General features: G+C 44.7%; 16 protein-coding genes. All 16 read left to right on the forward strand.

Annotation, left to right across the window (positions count from 1 at the left end):
* Nucleotides 1–131: 131 nt before the first annotated feature.
* The 16 genes from rpsB to LU361_RS08770 all read left to right on the forward strand — a co-directional run bounded on the left by rpsB (nucleotide 132) and on the right by LU361_RS08770 (nucleotide 17,335).
* The gene (gene rpsB, locus LU361_RS08695) at nucleotides 132–872 is read left to right on the forward strand and encodes a 30S ribosomal protein S2 (protein ID WP_233088463.1); all 741 of its coding nucleotides are present in this window, start codon (nucleotides 132–134) and stop codon (nucleotides 870–872) included.
* Between the two features lie 160 nt (nucleotides 873–1,032).
* Nucleotides 1,033–1,908: a translation elongation factor Ts gene (gene tsf, locus LU361_RS08700; RefSeq protein ID WP_233088464.1), complete on the forward strand. Its 876-nt coding sequence runs from the start codon at nucleotides 1,033–1,035 to the stop codon at nucleotides 1,906–1,908.
* 217 nt (nucleotides 1,909–2,125) lie between these two features.
* Nucleotides 2,126–2,866 (forward strand): UMP kinase, encoded by a 741-nt coding sequence (gene pyrH / locus LU361_RS08705; protein ID WP_233088465.1) that lies wholly within the window; start codon nucleotides 2,126–2,128, stop codon nucleotides 2,864–2,866.
* A 30-nt stretch (nucleotides 2,867–2,896) separates the two neighbouring features.
* On the forward strand, nucleotides 2,897–3,454 hold the full coding sequence (frr, locus tag LU361_RS08710) for a ribosome recycling factor (RefSeq protein WP_233088466.1): 558 nt from the start codon (nucleotides 2,897–2,899) through the stop codon (nucleotides 3,452–3,454).
* 35 nt (nucleotides 3,455–3,489) lie between these two features.
* On the forward strand, nucleotides 3,490–4,230 hold the full coding sequence (gene uppS, locus LU361_RS08715) for a polyprenyl diphosphate synthase (protein ID WP_350338006.1): 741 nt from the start codon (nucleotides 3,490–3,492) through the stop codon (nucleotides 4,228–4,230).
* Nucleotides 4,223–5,065: a phosphatidate cytidylyltransferase gene (locus LU361_RS08720; RefSeq protein ID WP_350338007.1), complete on the forward strand. Its 843-nt coding sequence runs from the start codon at nucleotides 4,223–4,225 to the stop codon at nucleotides 5,063–5,065. The genes uppS and LU361_RS08720 overlap by 8 nt, the downstream gene beginning before the upstream one ends.
* Before the next feature lie 198 nt (nucleotides 5,066–5,263).
* Entirely contained in the window at nucleotides 5,264–6,433 is a 1,170-nt protein-coding gene (gene ispC, locus LU361_RS08725; protein ID WP_233088468.1) for a 1-deoxy-D-xylulose-5-phosphate reductoisomerase, read from the forward strand.
* A 410-nt stretch (nucleotides 6,434–6,843) separates the two neighbouring features.
* Nucleotides 6,844–8,214 carry an RIP metalloprotease RseP gene (gene rseP / locus LU361_RS08730; protein WP_233088469.1) on the forward strand — a complete coding sequence of 457 codons (1,371 nt, stop codon included), beginning with the start codon at nucleotides 6,844–6,846 and terminating at the stop codon, nucleotides 8,212–8,214.
* 105 nt (nucleotides 8,215–8,319) lie between these two features.
* Entirely contained in the window at nucleotides 8,320–11,010 is a 2,691-nt protein-coding gene (bamA, locus tag LU361_RS08735) for an outer membrane protein assembly factor BamA (protein ID WP_233088470.1), read from the forward strand.
* Nucleotides 11,011–11,455: 445 nt separating this feature from the next.
* Nucleotides 11,456–11,968, forward strand: coding sequence for an OmpH/Skp family outer membrane protein (locus tag LU361_RS08740; protein WP_233088471.1), 513 nt, complete (start codon nucleotides 11,456–11,458; stop codon nucleotides 11,966–11,968).
* 33 nt (nucleotides 11,969–12,001) lie between these two features.
* Nucleotides 12,002–13,021: a UDP-3-O-(3-hydroxymyristoyl)glucosamine N-acyltransferase gene (gene lpxD / locus LU361_RS08745; RefSeq protein WP_233088472.1), complete on the forward strand. Its 1,020-nt coding sequence runs from the start codon at nucleotides 12,002–12,004 to the stop codon at nucleotides 13,019–13,021.
* Between the two features lie 51 nt (nucleotides 13,022–13,072).
* Nucleotides 13,073–13,513, forward strand: a complete 441-nt coding sequence (fabZ, locus tag LU361_RS08750) for a 3-hydroxyacyl-ACP dehydratase FabZ (RefSeq protein WP_233088473.1) — start codon at nucleotides 13,073–13,075, stop codon at nucleotides 13,511–13,513.
* Between the two features lie 20 nt (nucleotides 13,514–13,533).
* A complete protein-coding gene (gene lpxA, locus LU361_RS08755) occupies nucleotides 13,534–14,316 on the forward strand; it encodes an acyl-ACP--UDP-N-acetylglucosamine O-acyltransferase (protein WP_233089515.1) in 783 nt (260 codons plus the stop codon).
* A 2-nt stretch (nucleotides 14,317–14,318) separates the two neighbouring features.
* A complete protein-coding gene (lpxB, locus tag LU361_RS08760) occupies nucleotides 14,319–15,467 on the forward strand; it encodes a lipid-A-disaccharide synthase (RefSeq protein ID WP_233088474.1) in 1,149 nt (382 codons plus the stop codon).
* Nucleotides 15,464–16,063 carry a ribonuclease HII gene (gene rnhB, locus LU361_RS08765; protein ID WP_233088475.1) on the forward strand — a complete coding sequence of 200 codons (600 nt, stop codon included), beginning with the start codon at nucleotides 15,464–15,466 and terminating at the stop codon, nucleotides 16,061–16,063. Before lpxB ends, rnhB begins: the two co-directional genes overlap by 4 nt.
* 219 nt (nucleotides 16,064–16,282) lie before the next feature.
* Nucleotides 16,283–17,335, forward strand: coding sequence for an alpha/beta hydrolase (locus LU361_RS08770; protein WP_233088476.1), 1,053 nt, complete (start codon nucleotides 16,283–16,285; stop codon nucleotides 17,333–17,335).
* The last annotated feature ends 83 nt before the right edge of the window (nucleotides 17,336–17,418 follow it).

The raw sequence follows: 17,418 nt of genomic DNA on the forward strand, positions 1-17,418 counted from the left end.
GCTGAGGTTCTCAATCGAGCTTAATCCTTAAAAATTCAATGTCACACATAAACCGACACGGTTTCCTGGGTGCCTTACGAGGTTGGAAATTGGGGTTTATGGAGGCCTAACCCATAAGCTAGGAAATAGTTATGCCACAAGTAAGCATGCGCGATATGTTGCAAGCCGGTGTCCACTTTGGTCACCAAACCCGTTACTGGAACCCAAAAATGAATCAATTCATTTTCGGCGCTCGTAACAAAATTCACATCATTAACCTTGAGCACACCGTTCCTGCTTTTAACGAAGCATTGGAAATCGTGCGCAAAATGGCTTCTTCTAAGAAGAAAATCCTGTTTGTTGGTACTAAGCGCGCAGCTCAAAAGAGTATTCGTGAGCAAGCAGAACGCGCTGGCCAGCCGTTCGTAAGTCACCGTTGGTTGGGTGGTATGCTTACCAACTACAAAACCATTCGTGCTTCAATCAAGCGCTATCGTGAGCTAGAAGCTCAAAGCCAAGACGGTACTTTCGAGAAGCTAACCAAAAAAGAAGCTTTGATGCGTACTCGCATGATGGACAAGCTAGATCGTTCTATCGGTGGTATCAAAGACATGGGCGGTCTTCCAGATGCATTGTTCGTAATCGACGTTGAACACGAGCGTATTGCTATTCAAGAAGCTAACAAGCTTGGTATTCCTGTCATCGGAATCGTTGATACCAACAGCAGCCCTGAAGGTGTTGACTACGTAATTCCTGGTAACGACGATGCAATCCGTGCCATCAAGTTGTACACCAGCGCTATTGCTGATGCTTGCCTAGAAGGTCATTCAACTTCTCAAGCACCTGCAAAAGACGAATATGTAGAAGAAGCGTCTGACGCAGCAGCGCAATAAATAACGTTTTATTGCTTGTTGTCGGTCCGTCATATTCTTGGAATATATGCAGGGTATAAACCCGCATCATTAGATAGACGGCTGCGACAGACTGTATCCAAAAAGGGGCGTAGGCCCCTTTTTTAAAATTAATTATCGAATCTGTGTGAGGATTAGGAAGATGGCAGCGATTTCTGCATCTTTGGTAAAAGATCTACGTGAGCGTACCGGTCTCGGTATGATGGAATGTAAAAAAGCCCTTAAAGAAGCGGATGGTGACATCGATCTAGCCATCGAAAACTTGCGTAAAGCGAGTGGTTTGAAGGCTGCTAAGAAAGCTGATCGTACCGCTGCTGACGGTGTTGTTCTTGCTAAAGCAAGTGAAGATGGCAGCTACGCATTAGTATTAGAAGTTAACAGTGAAACTGACTTCGTTGCTCGCGATGAAGGCTTCCTAGCTTTCTGTAACACAGTCTTAGACAAAGCATTCTCTGAAAAGCAAACCGACATCGCTGCTCTTATGGCGGGTGACCTTGAAGATGCTCGTGAGAAGCTTGTTCAAAAGATTGGTGAAAACATCACTGTTCGTCGCGCCTCTGAAATCACTGGCGACGCTGGCACTGTTGGTGTGTACGTTCACTCAAACAACCGCATTGCTGCGTTGGTTCAGTTGACTGCTGCAAACGGCGAAGTTGCAAAAGACATCGCTATGCACGTTGCTGCTGTTAACCCTCGTGTTAACAAACCAGAAGACATGCCTGCTGATTTGTTAGAGAAAGAAAAAGAAATCATCAAAGCTCAACCAGATATGGCGGGTAAGCCAGAGCAAATCGTTGAGAAAATGATGGTTGGTCGTATCAACAAGTTCTTGAAAGAGAACAGCTTGACTCAACAACCTTTTGTAAAAAACCCAGATGTTACTGTTGGTCAATTGGCCAAAGACGCTGGCGGTGAAGTTGCTGCGTTCATTCGCTTAGAAGTAGGCGAAGGCATCGAGAAAGAAGAAGTCGATTTCGCTGCAGAAGTTGCTGCACAGGTTAGCGATGCAACTAAATAAGTTGTTTTAGCTATCGAAAAAAAGCTGGAGATTTTCTCCGGCTTTTTTTTTGCCTGGACAATCGTGTTGGTTGATATGTGTCTTTAAGTCTCAAGAAATATTGCGAGTAATATTTACATTTATAAAGCGAATGTCCAATCAAGAAATTGACTTGTGAAATTTATCAGTCTTCCTGGTAAACTTCGCGCAAATTTTTTTGGTGGAACGGAGCGATACCATGGCAACAGCCCGGGACAAAAAATACAAACGGATTTTATTGAAGTTAAGCGGTGAGCAATTGATGGGAGATGAGGGGTTTGGAATTGACCCTAAAGTTCTCGATAAAATGGCTCTTGAAATTGGTCAACTTGTCGGTATTGGCGTTCAAGTTGGACTTGTAATCGGTGGTGGTAATTTGTTTCGAGGCGCAGCGCTGAGTGCTGCGGGTCTTGATCGTGTCACCGGCGACCACATGGGTATGCTCGCAACGGTAATGAATGCCTTGGCGATGCGTGATGCGCTGGAGCGTTCCAATATTAATTGTAGCGTGATGTCAGCGATTCCTATGAGTGGTGTTGTCGAACATTACGATCGTCGAAAAGCCATTCGTCTATTAGAGTCAGGCGAAGTCGTTATTTTCTCAGCCGGTACCGGCAACCCATTTTTCACCACAGATTCAGCCGCTTGCCTGCGTGGCATTGAAGTTGAAGCTGATTTGGTTCTAAAAGCAACCAAAGTAGATGGTGTCTATACCGCTGATCCAATGAAAGATCCAACGGCCGTTAAATACGATCGTCTGAGCTTCGATGAAGTGTTAACGAAAAAACTTGGCGTTATGGATTTAACCGCAATTTGTTTGTGCCAAGAGCAAAACCTGCCTTTGCGTGTTTTCCAAATGGACAAGGCCGGTGCGCTACTAAATATTATGACTGGAGGTAGTGAAGGTACCCTGGTTGAGCAAAGTCGACCAGCTGAGTAGATTACTGTCTTCTAAATAGAGAGTTCAAAAATGATCAGTGAGATTTTACAAGACGCAGAGACTCGCATGGCGAAGTCTATTGAAGCACTAGGCCACAATTTCAACAAGATTCGTACCGGTCGTGCTCACCCAAGTTTATTGGATGGTATTACCGTCAATTATTACGGCTCAGATACGCCTTTATCACAGGCGGCTAATGTTTCTGTATTGGATGCAAGAACCTTGTCAATTTCAGCTTGGGACAAGTCATTGGTTCCTGAGATTGAAAAAGCCATCATGAAATCCGACCTGGGCTTGAATCCGTCCACGACGGGTGAATTGATTCGTTTACCTATGCCACCGCTGACGGAAGAAACCCGTAAAGGTTTTATCAAGACTGCGCGTGCAGAGGCAGAACAAGCGCGTGTTTCGATTCGAAATATTCGTCGTGATTCCATCAGTGAATTAAAAAGTCTGCAAAAAGAAAAAGAAATCGGTGAAGATGAAGAGCGTAAAGGTGCAGATGACGTTCAAAAAATTACCGATAAATTTATCGCTCAAGTGGATAGTGCTTTAGCAGATAAAGAAAAGGACTTAATGGAAATTTAATTGACTGAGTTGTCAGCTCACAGTTTGGGGTCCGCGTGACGAGCGAAACGTTAAAACACATCGCCATAATTATGGATGGCAACAGCCGTTGGGCTAAGCAGCGAGGAATGCTGGCTGCTTCTGGTCACAAAGCGGGAGTTGAACGTATCAGGGATGTACTGCGCGCATGCGTAGAAGAGGGCGTTGAGGTTTTAACCGTCTTTGCTTTTAGCAGTGAAAACTGGCGCAGACCTCCTTCGGAAGTGAATGCGCTGATGAGCTTATTCTTAGGCTATCTGCGCAAAGAAGCTCGAAAGCTGCGCGATGAAAACGTTTCGGTGCGTATCATCGGCAGTCGCGACCGCTTCAGTCCTCGAATTCAACAAGCGATGGCTGAGGCTGAGTCGATAACCGACGGTGGCGAAAGAACCCTAGTCATCGCGGCCGACTACGGCGGCAAATGGGATATTGCTCAAGCGGCAAAGTCTTTAGCCCAAAAAGCGGTGGCTGGCGAGATTGATCCCGACTCAATCGATTCCTCCATGATTGAACCCTACACGGCGTTATCGGATTTGCCGCCATTGGATCTATTGATTCGTACCGGTGGTGAGTACCGAATAAGCAATTTCTTGCTTTGGCAAAGTGCCTACGCCGAGTTCTACTTTACCGACGTTTTTTGGCCTGACTTTGACGGTGTGGAGCTGAAAAAGGCGGTTGCCAATTTCTATTGTCGCCAGCGCCGATTTGGTGGGCGAGAACCCGAAAATAAAAATAATTCAGGGATAGCTAGTGCTTAAAGAGCGAGTAACTAGTGCAATCATAATGGCACTAGTCTTTATTGCGGCCTTATTTTCGAAAGTTGGGTTTATGATTTTCGTGACTCTCGGGACAGCGGTAGCTGCTTGGGAATGGGCTGCATTGGCAGGTTTAACCCGCCGTCATCGAAAATTTTCCTACGTATGTTTTTTGTTTGTCGTGGTGTCGCTCTGTGCGGTGCTTGTCGGCATGGACGACAATCTCGAAGGCATTGCCCACTCGAAGCTCAGTTACTTTGTGGTCATAGCGATGGCTTGGTGGCTGGTCGCGTTGGCCATGGTCAAAGGTTACCCCGCAAGCACCAGTTTTTGGGGGCGATCCTGGACAATTCTATTGATCGGCGTCTTTGTTCTTGTGCCGACTTGGATCGGATTAATATTTTTACGATCTCAAGAATACGGCAGCTGGTTGATCCTTCTTCTGGTGTCTATCGTTGCCAGCGCCGACATTGGCGCCTATTTTGTCGGCAGAAAGTTCGGCAAAACCCGCTTGGCTGAGACCGTCAGCCCCGCTAAATCTTGGGAAGGCGTTTTCGGTGGGCTTGCTGCTGCGATCTTGCTGGCTTTGATTGTTGGTCAGTTGTGGTTGCCAGATCAGCGATTCTCTCTGCTTCTGCTGGCCATACCAACGGCGTGTATCTCTGTGTTGGGAGATTTGCTCGAAAGTATGGTGAAAAGGCACCGAGGCGTTAAGGATAGTGGCTTGCTTTTCCCTGGTCATGGCGGTGTCTTAGATAGAGTTGACGGAATCACTGCTGCTGTACCGGTATTTACGTTGATGATACTGGTGTTAGGTATCGGTATTTCGGCACTCTAAACCATCATCTCTGACTCTTTTGATTTGCTGAAAGTGATTCGGCAGACAATTATTGAGTCGAGGCGACTGTGGTTGAATCATGGATGGAATGCGAGTTTACTGCTGTTGTTAAGCACCAAAAGTTACATTGAGTGTGTAAAGATTAAACCAAGGATGCGTTGATCGAATGTTTAAGTAAGTCATTTAAGGTTTTGCATTATGCAGCAGATTACAGTTTTAGGTTCAACAGGTTCCATCGGCTGCAGCACGCTAGATGTCATCAAGCGACATGAACAGCGGTATCAAGTTTTCGCACTAACAGCTCACTCAAGTGTCGATGCGTTGGTTAAACAATGTGTTGAGTTTAAACCTCAATACGCAGTCATCAGTGACGGCACCCGTCTCGATGAACTACAAGCTAAGTTATCGGCGAGTGGTTGCGGTTCTCAAGCGTTGGCCGGCCTTGACGGGTTGGTGTTTGTCTCTCGGCATGAAGACGTCGACACTATTGTCTCTGCCATTGTTGGCTCTGTCGGTTTGTTTCCGACGATGGCCGCCGTTAAGTCTGGCAAAAAGATCCTCTTAGCCAATAAAGAATCTTTAGTTATGGCTGGTAAAGCGTTTATGGACGCTGTTAAAGACCATAACGCAACCTTGCTGCCTCTCGACAGTGAGCACAACGCCATTTTTCAATGCCTGCCGCAGAGCTATCAAACTCTTCACGGTGCGGGTGTTGAGAAAATACTCCTAACCGCGTCTGGCGGACCTTTCCGTTCATACCCTGTCGACGAGCTTAAATTTGTGACCCCTGATCAAGCTTGTGCGCACCCAAATTGGTCTATGGGGCGAAAAATTTCGGTGGATAGTGCCTCAATGATGAACAAAGGTTTAGAGTTCATCGAAGCGCGCTGGATGTTCGATGCGCAAGTCGATCAAATTCAGGTGGTTATACATCCTCAGAGTGTGATTCATTCCATGGTCCAGTACGCAGATGGTTCTACGTTGGCTCAGATGGGAAATCCTGACATGCGCACGCCAATTGCGCATGCATTAGCGTGGCCACAACGTGTACAATCGGGTGTAAAACCGCTCGACCTTTTCTCTGTGGCGCGATTAGATTTTGAAGAACCAGATTTTGAGCGATTTCCGTGTTTGCGCTTAGCGATGACGGCTGCAAGAGAAGATTCGACACTTGCTGCGGTCATGAACGCAGCCAATGAAATAGCGGTGGATGCATTTTTGAATAATGCCATCCGTTTTACTGAAATAGCGACGGTTGTAGAGAATACAATGTCGAAGGTGGCGTCACCGGTAACTACCGACCTTGAAGAGATTGTGGCGATTGATTCCGAAGCTCGAGTGGTTGCTAAGAGTTTAATCACGCGTTGATTAATAGTAAGTTAATTTTTCTGGTGCAATACTAGGTAAGCGAGCCGCCAACGTCATTGCGGTGAGTGCAGCGACTATTGACACTTAAGGGCCCGTGATGGGCTTTTTAGATATCAGGCGCGTACCAAGCATGGCTATGATTAAGAGTGTTGGCGTAGAAGGCGCTAACTACGCTAGCTAACGAGGATAGGAAGCTGAAAGCGGAAAGTAAGAAACTTTCAGGCAATTACGCAGCCACATAGTAGGTGCTGAAATAGACAGTGCTTGATGGAGCGCCTTTTGCTCGGGCAACATTGAAAATAATCTGCGGGTTTTAATCAAAGAACTCGACAGCGCTTGTATCCGGGATAACAACGTACAATTTATTAAAACGTACAACCCATTAAATTGGAATTGAGAATAAATTTGTAATGACACTCTTTTGGTTTTTAGTTGCATTAGGGGTATTAGTTACTTTCCACGAATTCGGCCATTTTTACATTGCCCGGCGTTGTGGCGTCAAAGTAGAGCGATTTTCTATAGGTTTTGGTAAGCCTTTAATTCGCTGGTACGACAAACTCGGTACAGAATACGCGATTGCGGCCATTCCATTGGGTGGCTATGTCAAAATGTTGGATGAACGCCAAGGGCCCGTCGAAGCGGCGGAGCTGTCAAACGCTTTCACACAGAAGTCGGTTTGGGCAAGAATCGCAATTGTTGCTGCCGGTCCCATAGCCAACCTGATTTTAGCAATCATTTTATTTTGGGCTGTCTTCTTAACTCCTCAAACCTACCTGGCGCCAATTATCGGTGATGTCACGCCAAGCAGTGTTGCAGAGAGTGCTCGTCTAGAATCAGGTCAAGAGATTATTTCCATCGATGGCGAACCGACACCCACCTGGGAAGCGGTCAATCATGCGCTTGTACGACGTTTGGGTGAGTCGGGCGAAATTGTGTTTGAGACCAAGTACTCAGACTCAGACTTGGAATATCAGTCCAGCACTTATCTGAACGAATGGCTCAAAGGTGCCAGTGATCCCGACCCAATTGCAGGGGTGGGTATCGAAATTTTTCGACCGCAGGTTGAACCTGTAGTCGGTAGCGTTCAAGAGAATTCTCCCGCATTTAAAGCAGGAATCGAAATTGACGACCGCTTTGTCGCTTTGGATGGAGAGCCTATCAGTGATTGGAATGCTTTTGTGGAATACGTTTCCACCCGTCCTAATGAATTGATTCGCTTTACCGTTGAGCGAGATGGTCAGTTGATCGATCTAGACATCGAACCTGAAGCTGTCAATGATCAAGGTAAGACCATTGGCCGTATCGGCTTTTCACCCTATGCGCCATCTTGGCCCGAAGGCACTGTCAGAAAGCGCTCTTTTTCGGTGGGTGAAGCATTTGTCGAAGGTGTGGTAAAAACCTGGGAAACCAGTGGCGTTGTTTTATTGTCTTTGAAAAAGCTGATTGTTGGCGAGATATCCACCAAGAGTCTGAGTGGTCCGTTAACCATTGCTAAAGTGGCGGGTGATTCGGCAGAAGCGGGTTTTGTCTACTTTTTGAAAATGCTCGGTTTATTGAGCGTGAGCTTGGCGATATTTAACCTGTTGCCAATTCCAGTTTTAGATGGCGGCCACCTTACTTACTACATCATCGAAGCGATAAAGGGCAAACCTCTGTCTGAGCGTGTCCAAGCCATTGGTTACCGCTTGGGGTTATTTGTTGTTGCTGGTGTAATGATTTTGGCTTTCTACAACGATTTAGTTCGTCTGTTTCAAGGTCAATTGTTTAATCTTCCCGTTTAAAACCGTTATTTTGGATAAGTTCTTTATAATTTAAGGGCTTCTATAGTGATAAATTGCGCAACAGATGCCCAATTTTAAATTAATTATTTCCTAATTAAGTCGTATATGAATCGTTCTATTTTTCCTGTCGCTGTTTGTGTTTCCATGTTTTCGGCCTCTGTGTTTGCCGAAACATTTCGTGTTGATGATATTCGAGTACAAGGACTGCAGCGTGTTTCCGCTGGAACAGTTTTCTCAGCGCTTCCGGTTCAAGTAGGCGATACAGTCGAAGAACTCGACATCCAAGAGCTGAGTCGTTCACTGTTTAGAACAGGTTTCTTCGAAGACATTGCCATTGGCAAAGACGGCAACGTACTGGTGATTGCCGTCCAAGAACGACCTGCCATCAGTTCCATTACGATCGAAGGCAACAAGGCCATCAAAACCGAAGACTTACTCGTTGGTTTGAACGATAACGGCCTTTCTGAAGGACAAATTTTTAAGCGTGCAACCCTAGAAGGTTTAACCCAAGAGTTGGAGCGTCAATACGTCGCTCAGGGTAGATACAGCGCCAGCGTTGACGCAGATGTTATCGAATTGCCACGCAACCAAGTTCAACTGATCATCAATGTTGATGAAGGTAAAGTTGCGAAAATTAAGCACGTAAATATTGTTGGCAACGAGAAGTTTTCAGATAAAGAGCTGTTGGAATTATTTGAACTCGGCCCAGCAGGACGATTTGACTGGTTTACCAGCAAGAACAAATACGCAAAAGAGCGCCTGGCCGGTGACTTGGAGCGACTAGAAAGCTATTACCTTGACCGCGGTTATCTCAAGTTTAGTGTCGACTCCACGCAAGTATCACTGAGCCCCGATAAAGAATCCGTTTATATCACGGTAAATATCACCGAAGGTGATGTCTACACCGTCAGCGAAGTTGATTTAGCGGGTGATTTGGTCGTTGACGAAAATATCATTCGTCGTTTGATTTTAATGAGAGAAGGTCAGAGCTTCTCGCAAGTCCTAATGACCACAACTTCAGAGTACATCACTCGTCGACTGGGCAACGAGGGTTATACCTTTGCGGAAGTTCGCGGAATTCCAGAGCGAGATGACGAAGATAACACCGTTAAAGTTACCTTTTTTGTTGATCCTGGCCAGCGAGCCTATGTTCGTCGCATTGAGTTTAGGGGCAACACCAGAACATCCGATGAAGTACTTCGCCGAGAAATGCGTCAGATGGAAGGCGGCTCTGCTTCCACGGCTGCAATCGAGCAATCTAAAGTTCGATTGGAGCGTCTCGGGTTTTTCAAGCAAGTAGACGTTGACACCCAAGAGGTTCCGGGCAGCGCTGATTTGGTTGATGTTGAATACACCGTTGAAGAACAGCCTTCAGGCAGCGTTGGTGCAAGCCTCGGTTTTGCTCAAGGCACAGGTTTAACGCTCGGTGCCAATGTGCAACAAGACAACTGGTTTGGATCGGGTAAATCCGTTGGCTTCTCTCTAAGTCGAAGCACGTTCCAAACGTTATACAGCTTTAACTACAACGATCCATACTTCACCGCCGACGGTGTTAGCCGTGGTTTCAGTATCTTTTTGCGTGAGCGTGACTTTAACGAGTTCAACGTTTCGAGCTTCACCACCGATTCCTACGGTGCAACCGTCAACTTTGGTTATCCAACCTCTGAAATTTCTCGCATCAGCTATGGCTTTGGTTTCAGTAATATTTCCATCGAAACCGGAAGCTTCGCGGTTCAGGAGATTCAGGCAAGCCCTCGATTGTTTGAAAACGATGACTTTGTTCAAGCCTACATCACGCAAGAACAGCTCGACCAAATTAACGATATTCAAGATGACCTCGTCGATGATTTAAACGGTGACGGAATCATTGATGCCAGTGAGCAAGCGGCGTTTGATTCAGGCAGTGAAACAACCAACGGGGTTGTCGATCCCTACGACTATCTCGGTGAAGCCATCAGCTTCCAATTGGGCGACGATGTTCTTGTTGATAGCCCAGAGGGTTTTGTCGATCAAAACGGCGATGACTTCAATATGTTTTCGTTCACGTTGGGCTGGAGACAATCAACCCTTAACCGAGGCCGATTGGCGACTCGTGGTGCTTCTCAACAACTCTCGTTTGAAGTTACTGCGCCGGGCAGTGATCTAGAGTTTTTTAAACTCACCTATAACGCCCAATACTTCAAACCACTAACGCGTGATTTAACCCTGCGTTTACGCACCGAATTAGGCTATGGCGATGCCTATGGCAATACCTCAGATTTGCCGTTTTTTGAGCACTTCTTTGCCGGTGGTTTTGGCTCCGTTCGTGGATTCGAACGCAACAGCTTAGGACCGCGAAGTTCGCCTGCCTTCCGATACGACACAGTTGCTCTAACTGGTGTTGATCTAGACGGTGATGGCGACGCAGATGATCTCGATAATTTTGCTTACATCCTCGATGAAGAAACCGGGCAATTAGCAAATACCCAAATCACCCGTGATGACGATGCCTTCGGTGGTAACGTAAAAGTTGAGTTCGGCGCGGAAATCTTATTCCCACTGCCTTTCATTAAAGATCAGAGAACCTTGCAATCTGCGTTCTTTGTTGATGCCGGTAACATCTTTGATACCGATTGTGGTCCACTGCAAGAAAACTGCTCCAACGTTGACCTAGACAAGTTGAGTGCTTCTGTAGGTATAGGCCTAACTTGGATTACAGGCTTTGGTCCGTTAACGTTCAGTATCGCCAAGCCTATTCAAGAACAAGAAGGCGATGAAACCGAGTTCTTCCAGTTCTCTTTGGGTAACACGTTCTAAAAGCCTTTGTGGCTTCTACCGAATTCAAAGCCTGGTAATCACTGGGTTTTGAACAGTAGCGGTCACGCAGTTGTTTTAAAAATAGGTGGTCTTCATAGCAAAACCACTCGTTATTCGAAATTTTATGAATAAATTTCAATAAAGAGTGGAAACTTGCATGCTTCAAAGGTCATAATGCCGCCCGGCTTTATGCCTTTGAATACGGCATTCCAATACACGCTCAATCCAACAGTTTTGTTGCATGACAAGATTACTCCTAATGTGTAATCGACGCTGTGCTCGTAAGTTGGTAATCAGCTTGTAAAATCTTTGTTTAATAAGATGCCAAACAATGGAAGGTATCTGAGAAAGGTTGAACGCTGTCGTAAGAAAAGAATCAGATAAATACTGGCGTTAAGAGTTTTTACTATAACTTTTAACTGGCGTAAAACTAGGAGCTTTACTTGTGTTGAATTTGAAAACTGTTTCTGCTTTTGTCATTTGTGCATTCATGTCTGCTTGGGTAAATGCCCAAGATAAAGTGGCTGTATTTAACTTTGAAAGAGCCATTTTAAGTACTGAAGCTGCTAAAAAAGCGAGCGCTGCATTAAACGCGGATCCTGAATTTGCCGCTTTGCAAGCGCGCTACGAAGGTTTAGTGGCTGAGCTGCAAGGTTTGCGCGAAGAGCAACAAACCAAAGGAATTACTTGGAATGCAGAGCAACAAACCGAGCATCGCAAACAAGTAGAATACAAGCGTGCGGATTTAGAGCTTGCTCAAAAGAAATTACAAGCTGAGCAAAACGCTGCGGTACGCGGTTTACTGCAAGAATTTGAAGAAAAAACAAAAGCTGCTTTGAACGAAGTTATCGCATCTGAAGGTATTTCAATCGTTCTTAACGCATCTCAAGCGTATTACGCAGATGCTAATGCAGATATTACAGCTAAAGTGACTGATAAATTAAATAAGTCGAACTAAAAGCTGTTGTATTGATTGGGTCAAATACGATTAATGTTACTTGGTAAACTTGCGCAGTCTATCGGCGCGGCAGTTGAAGGTGATGACAATATAGAGATCACCGGGATCGCGCCTTTAGCAACAGCCAATAAAACGCAGATCGCATTCATTGCTCGTAAAGCGTTTATCGATCAGTTATCTACAACATCGGCAGCGGCTGTCATCTTAACCAGAGAAGTCGCTGACAGTTCGCAATACGTAGGTAATAAACTGATTAGCGATAATCCTTATTTGGCTTACGCTAAAGCAACGCGTTTTTTTGATCCTTTTCCATCCAAAGCCGAAGCGTTTATTCACCCTAGTGCAACGGTTGCACCAAACGCAACCATTGGTGAGCGTGTTTATATCGGTGCGAATACCGTCATTGAGGACCATGTTGTCGTCGGTGACGAAACTCAAATTGGTTCGGGTTGTTTTATTGGTCAAGGAACAACCCTTGGAAAAAATTGTTTACTCCATTCTAATGTCAGTGTTTACCATGACGTTGATATTGGTGATCGAGTCATATTACACAGTTTTGCGGTTATCGGTGCTGACGGATTCGGCTTTGCTCCCAGCTCAGAGGGTTGGGTGAAAATACATCAACTCGGTGGCGTGAGCATTGGAGATGATGTAGAAATCGGATCAGCAACTGCGGTTGATCGTGGCGCCTTAGGAGACACCGTTTTAGAAGACGGGGTAAAACTCGATAACCACGTGCATATTGCTCACAATGTTTCTATTGGGAAAAATACTGCATTTGCGGCAATGTCAGGCGTTGCAGGAAGTACAAAAATTGGTGCTAATTGTACGGTTGCGGGGATGGTTGGCTTCGCCGGGCATCTGACTATTGTGGATAACGTCCACTTTACTGGAAAAACCATGGTTTCATCAGACGTTTTAGAACCAGGTGTCTATTCTTCCGGTGTACCGCTTCAACCGGCTAATGTTTGGCGAAAAAATGCCATTCGCTTAGGCAAGCTGGATGAGTACGTTCGAGTGCTAAATCGATTAGCGAAAAAATTAAACGATTAAAGATACAACCAATGGTAATCACCATTGTTAAAACAGTAAGGCCAAAAAGAGATGATGGACGTAATTGAAATTCGTAAATACTTGCCGCACCGCTACCCATTCTTGCTCGTTGACCGAGTGGTAGAATTGGTACCTAACGAGTCGATCATCGCTTATAAAAATATTTCTGCCAATGAAGATATTTTTAATGGCCACTTCCCTCAATTACCAATCTTTCCTGGCGTCATGATCATCGAAGCGCTCGCTCAAGCTTCTGGTGTGTTGGGTTTTAAATCATTGGAAAAAACCCCAGATGATGGCTCCCTCTACTTGTTTGCTGGTGTTGATAACGTGCGCTTCCGTCGCCAAGTAACACCAGGTGATCGCTTACAGCTTGAATCAAAAGTTGTTTCGGTTAAACGTGGGATTTGGAAATTTGATTGTCAGGCAACTGTCGATAATGAACTTGCGTGTTCATGCGTTATCATGTGTGCTGATCGTAGAGTTTCATAAACCATAGTTATTATTCGGAAATTCCTGTGAGTTTAATCGACCCACGAGCCATTATTGATCCTCGTGCAGTAATTGGCGAAAACGTTACGATAGGTCCTTGGTCCATCATTGGACCCGATGTTGTGCTTGGAACCGGGACCATTATCGAATCGCATGTCATTATTAAAGGCCCGACCACCATTGGTAAGAACAATCGGGTCTACCAATTCTCAACCCTCGGTGAAGATACGCCAGATTTAAAATACAAAGGCGAACCGACCACGCTAACCATTGGTGATAACAACATCATCCGTGAGGGCGTGACCATTCACCGTGGTACTGTTCAAGATCGTGGTGATACCCGTATTGGCAACAACAACCTGATCATGGCTTATGCCCATATCGGTCATGACAGCGTGATTGGCAATCACTGTATTTTGGTGAATAACGCAGCCCTTGCCGGTCACGTAGTGATTGAAGACTGGGCAATTCTGGGTGGGTTTACCCTGGTTCATCAATTTTGCACCATTGGTTCTCACTGCTTTACTGGTATGGGCAGCGCCATTGGTAAAGACCTTCCAGCTTACGTCATGGCTAACGGTAATCCAGCGGGTGCTAAAAGTATCAATGCAGAAGGCCTTAAGCGCCGTGGTTTCAGCAAAGAAGAAATTGCCGCAATCAATAAAGGCTTTAAATTGATTTATCGAAGAGGTCTCACTGTTGATGAGTCTCTGAAAGAACTATCAGTTTTGGCCGAATCCTTTTCTGTTATCAATCCTCTCATTGAATCCTTGAAAACCTCCAGCAGAGGAATTCTGCGTTAATCATGTCCAGACCTTTACGGATTGGAATGGTGGTTGGCGAGGCATCTGGCGATATTCTCGGTGCAGGATTAATGCGCGAGATAAAGCTTAGAAATCCGAATGCGACTTTTGAAGGTATTGGCGGCCCTAAGATGATTGCCAAGGGATTCAACAGTCATTTCGACCAAGAACGTTTGGCGGTAATGGGGTTTGTTGAACCATTTAAGCGCCTGCCTGAATTGTTGAATATCCGCAAAAGCATTATTGAGCGATTTCAAGCTGATCCACCGGATGTTTTTATTGGTATTGATTCTCCCGATTTTAATCTCACCATTGAAGAAAAATTAAAATCATCTGGTATTAAAACCGTGCATTACGTCAGTCCTTCTGTGTGGGCTTGGCGACAAGGTCGAATTAAAAAGATTGTTCGAGCTTGCGATTTAATGCTGACGTTATTTCCGTTCGAAGCGGATTTTTACCGTGAACATAATGTTGCCGTAAAGTTTGTTGGGCACCCGTTAGCTAACGAATTATCTGACGACCAGGACACGAAAGCAGCGTGTTCTCTTCTCGGTTTAGACCCCAACAAACAAACACTGGCGATTATGCCGGGCAGCCGCGAGAGCGAAGTTAGGTTAATTGCTCCGGCATTTCTTGATTGTGCGCAAACACTTGCTGAGCAGCGATCAGATCTACAATTTATTGTTCCTGCGGCAAACGAAAAGCGCTACAAACAACTTACCGAGTTACTAAAAAATTACCCAAATCTACCAATCACCTTGGTTTTGGGTGATTCTAAGACGGTAATGACCGCATCAGATATTCTTCTGATTGCTTCTGGTACAACCAGTTTAGAAGCCATGCTGCTTGGAAAGCCAACCATCATTGGTTACAAAATGGCATGGTTAAGTTTTAAAATTATGTCATCGCTAGCAAAGATTAAGTACATCGGTTTGCCGAATTTGCTGGCTAACAAAGCACTTATGCCGGAATTCATCCAAGACAAACTCATTGCTGATGATCTGGCCGAAGCAGTCTTAAAAATCTTGGACGATGATGCCTACTGCGCATCTATAAAAAAAGAGTTCTCAGAGCTTTCTTCACAACTCAGACAAAACGCCAGCTTACAGGCCGCCAACGCAGTGTTTGATTTAATTGAGGCAAAATCATGAAGCATGAACCTTTTGTATCAAGTTATCGCGGTGAATTGTTGGCAGGGGTTGATGAAGTAGGTCGAGGGCCTCTGGCGGGAGACGTAGTAACTGCGGCCGTGATTTTAGATGCTAATAACCCAATTGCTGGCTTGGCCGATTCCAAAAAATTAAGCGAGAAAAAACGCGAGCTGTTGTTTGATGAAATTATGGCAAAAGCCAAATCCGTCAGTATCGCGCGTGCCAGCATTGATGAAATTGATGAGCTGAATATCTTGCAAGCCAGTTTAGTCGCAATGCACAGAGCCGTTGATGGATTGTCCGTACGACCTGAGCATGTCTTGGTGGATGGCAATAAAATTCCGAAATGGAACTATTCCAGCGAAGCTGTAGTGAGTGGCGATGCCCGAGTTGAATGTATTGCTGCGGCTTCAATTATTGCGAAAGTTACCCGCGATCGAGAAATGGTCGAGTTTGATAAGGTCTATCCGGGTTATGGTTTTGCTGGACACAAAGGTTACCCTACCAAAAAGCATCTGCAAGCCATCACTGATTTGGGTATTTGTCCTATTCATCGAACGTCTTATGGTCCGGTGAAAAAACTCCTTTCGCAGTAACAATGGGTTTATCATTCAGTTCTGTAAATGTTCTAATCATCTGAATTGGCCAAAAACTGGTATCAATAAACTCGACTATTAATCGCAACAATTAATCCGAGTAACATTGAGTCGTTTATGGAGTCAGATTCCCACTTAGATAGCAATTACCCAAAGCAATCAAAAAGTTTGAACCGTGTTGATTTGCCTAGAATCATACTCGTTTCGAACAGAGTTCTGTTGCCTGAAAAAAATAAAAAAAGATCTAAGCTTGGTGAAGAAATCAGTCCTGAATTACAACTGGCGGAAGTGTTCGATAACAAAGCGCTAGACCCTGAGCTAGAGTCGATAACGAATAATAATGACGATAAAGAGAGCAAGTCTTTTAAACGTGAAATTAATCGTTATTACCAATCGTTAAAAAATTCTCGTTATGTAAAAGCCGTAAAAAAGATAGATGATTTTGAAGTCGACATTATTGAAACTGAAAATCATCAACAGTATCTGTCTCAAGTAATTGATGAGCAAGACGCAAATGGGCTTTCTTGGCTGTTTTGGATTCACGGAAATAACCAAACTTTGGAAGCTAGCCTAGAAACTTGCTTTACCTTTCAAAAAACGTTTCCCGTTAACATTGTTCTTTTTGCCTGGCCTTCTCGGTCTTATAATCCAAAATCGCTTGCACATCTGTTATTTTCCGCCATCACTATGGTGCATCCGGCAACGAGAATATTGTCTCGGATGTCATTAATCAAAGCGGTTTATGAGCGCTATCGCCAATACAGAGTTGCCAGAAAGTTAGCCATAAAAACGACTCAACAGCTAACAGACGCCTACCAGTTATTAGTTAATCATTTATTTTCAAAGTTAGAGAAAAAATCCGTATCTTGTAACTTATTGGTGCACAGCTTAGGTCACTATTTATTGACGCAGACATTTGCGCCCAAAGAAAAATATGCGGGTTTTCAGTTCGATAACGGATTATTTCATCAAGGTGATATTGAGTTTAATGAAGGAGCTGAATGGATCTCAAGCTGTAAGCTGGTAAAACAAAAGTACATTACCATCAATAGAAACGATTACGCGCTGTATTTTTCAGGATTATGCAACAATCGATTCAAGTACAGCCAAGCTCGAACTCGCCTGGGAAACAGTTCTTTAGCGAGCAATGATCACTGCACCATTATTGACTTTACTAACGCTAAAGGGATTGGTGTTAGCCATGATATTCTCTGGAGCAACACGTTAGAGTCGGATTACCTACGCACTTTAAACAATGTATTTGTGTGCTGAATTTCTTAGGTAATTTACGGTTTATTAGCCGAAGCTATTATTATCAATTCCGTGTTTGGTTCAGTTTCTAACAATTTTTTATA

The sequence above is a fragment of the Sessilibacter corallicola genome, assembly GCF_021290925.1.
Classification (GTDB): Bacteria; Pseudomonadota; Gammaproteobacteria; order Pseudomonadales; family Cellvibrionaceae; genus Sessilibacter; species Sessilibacter corallicola.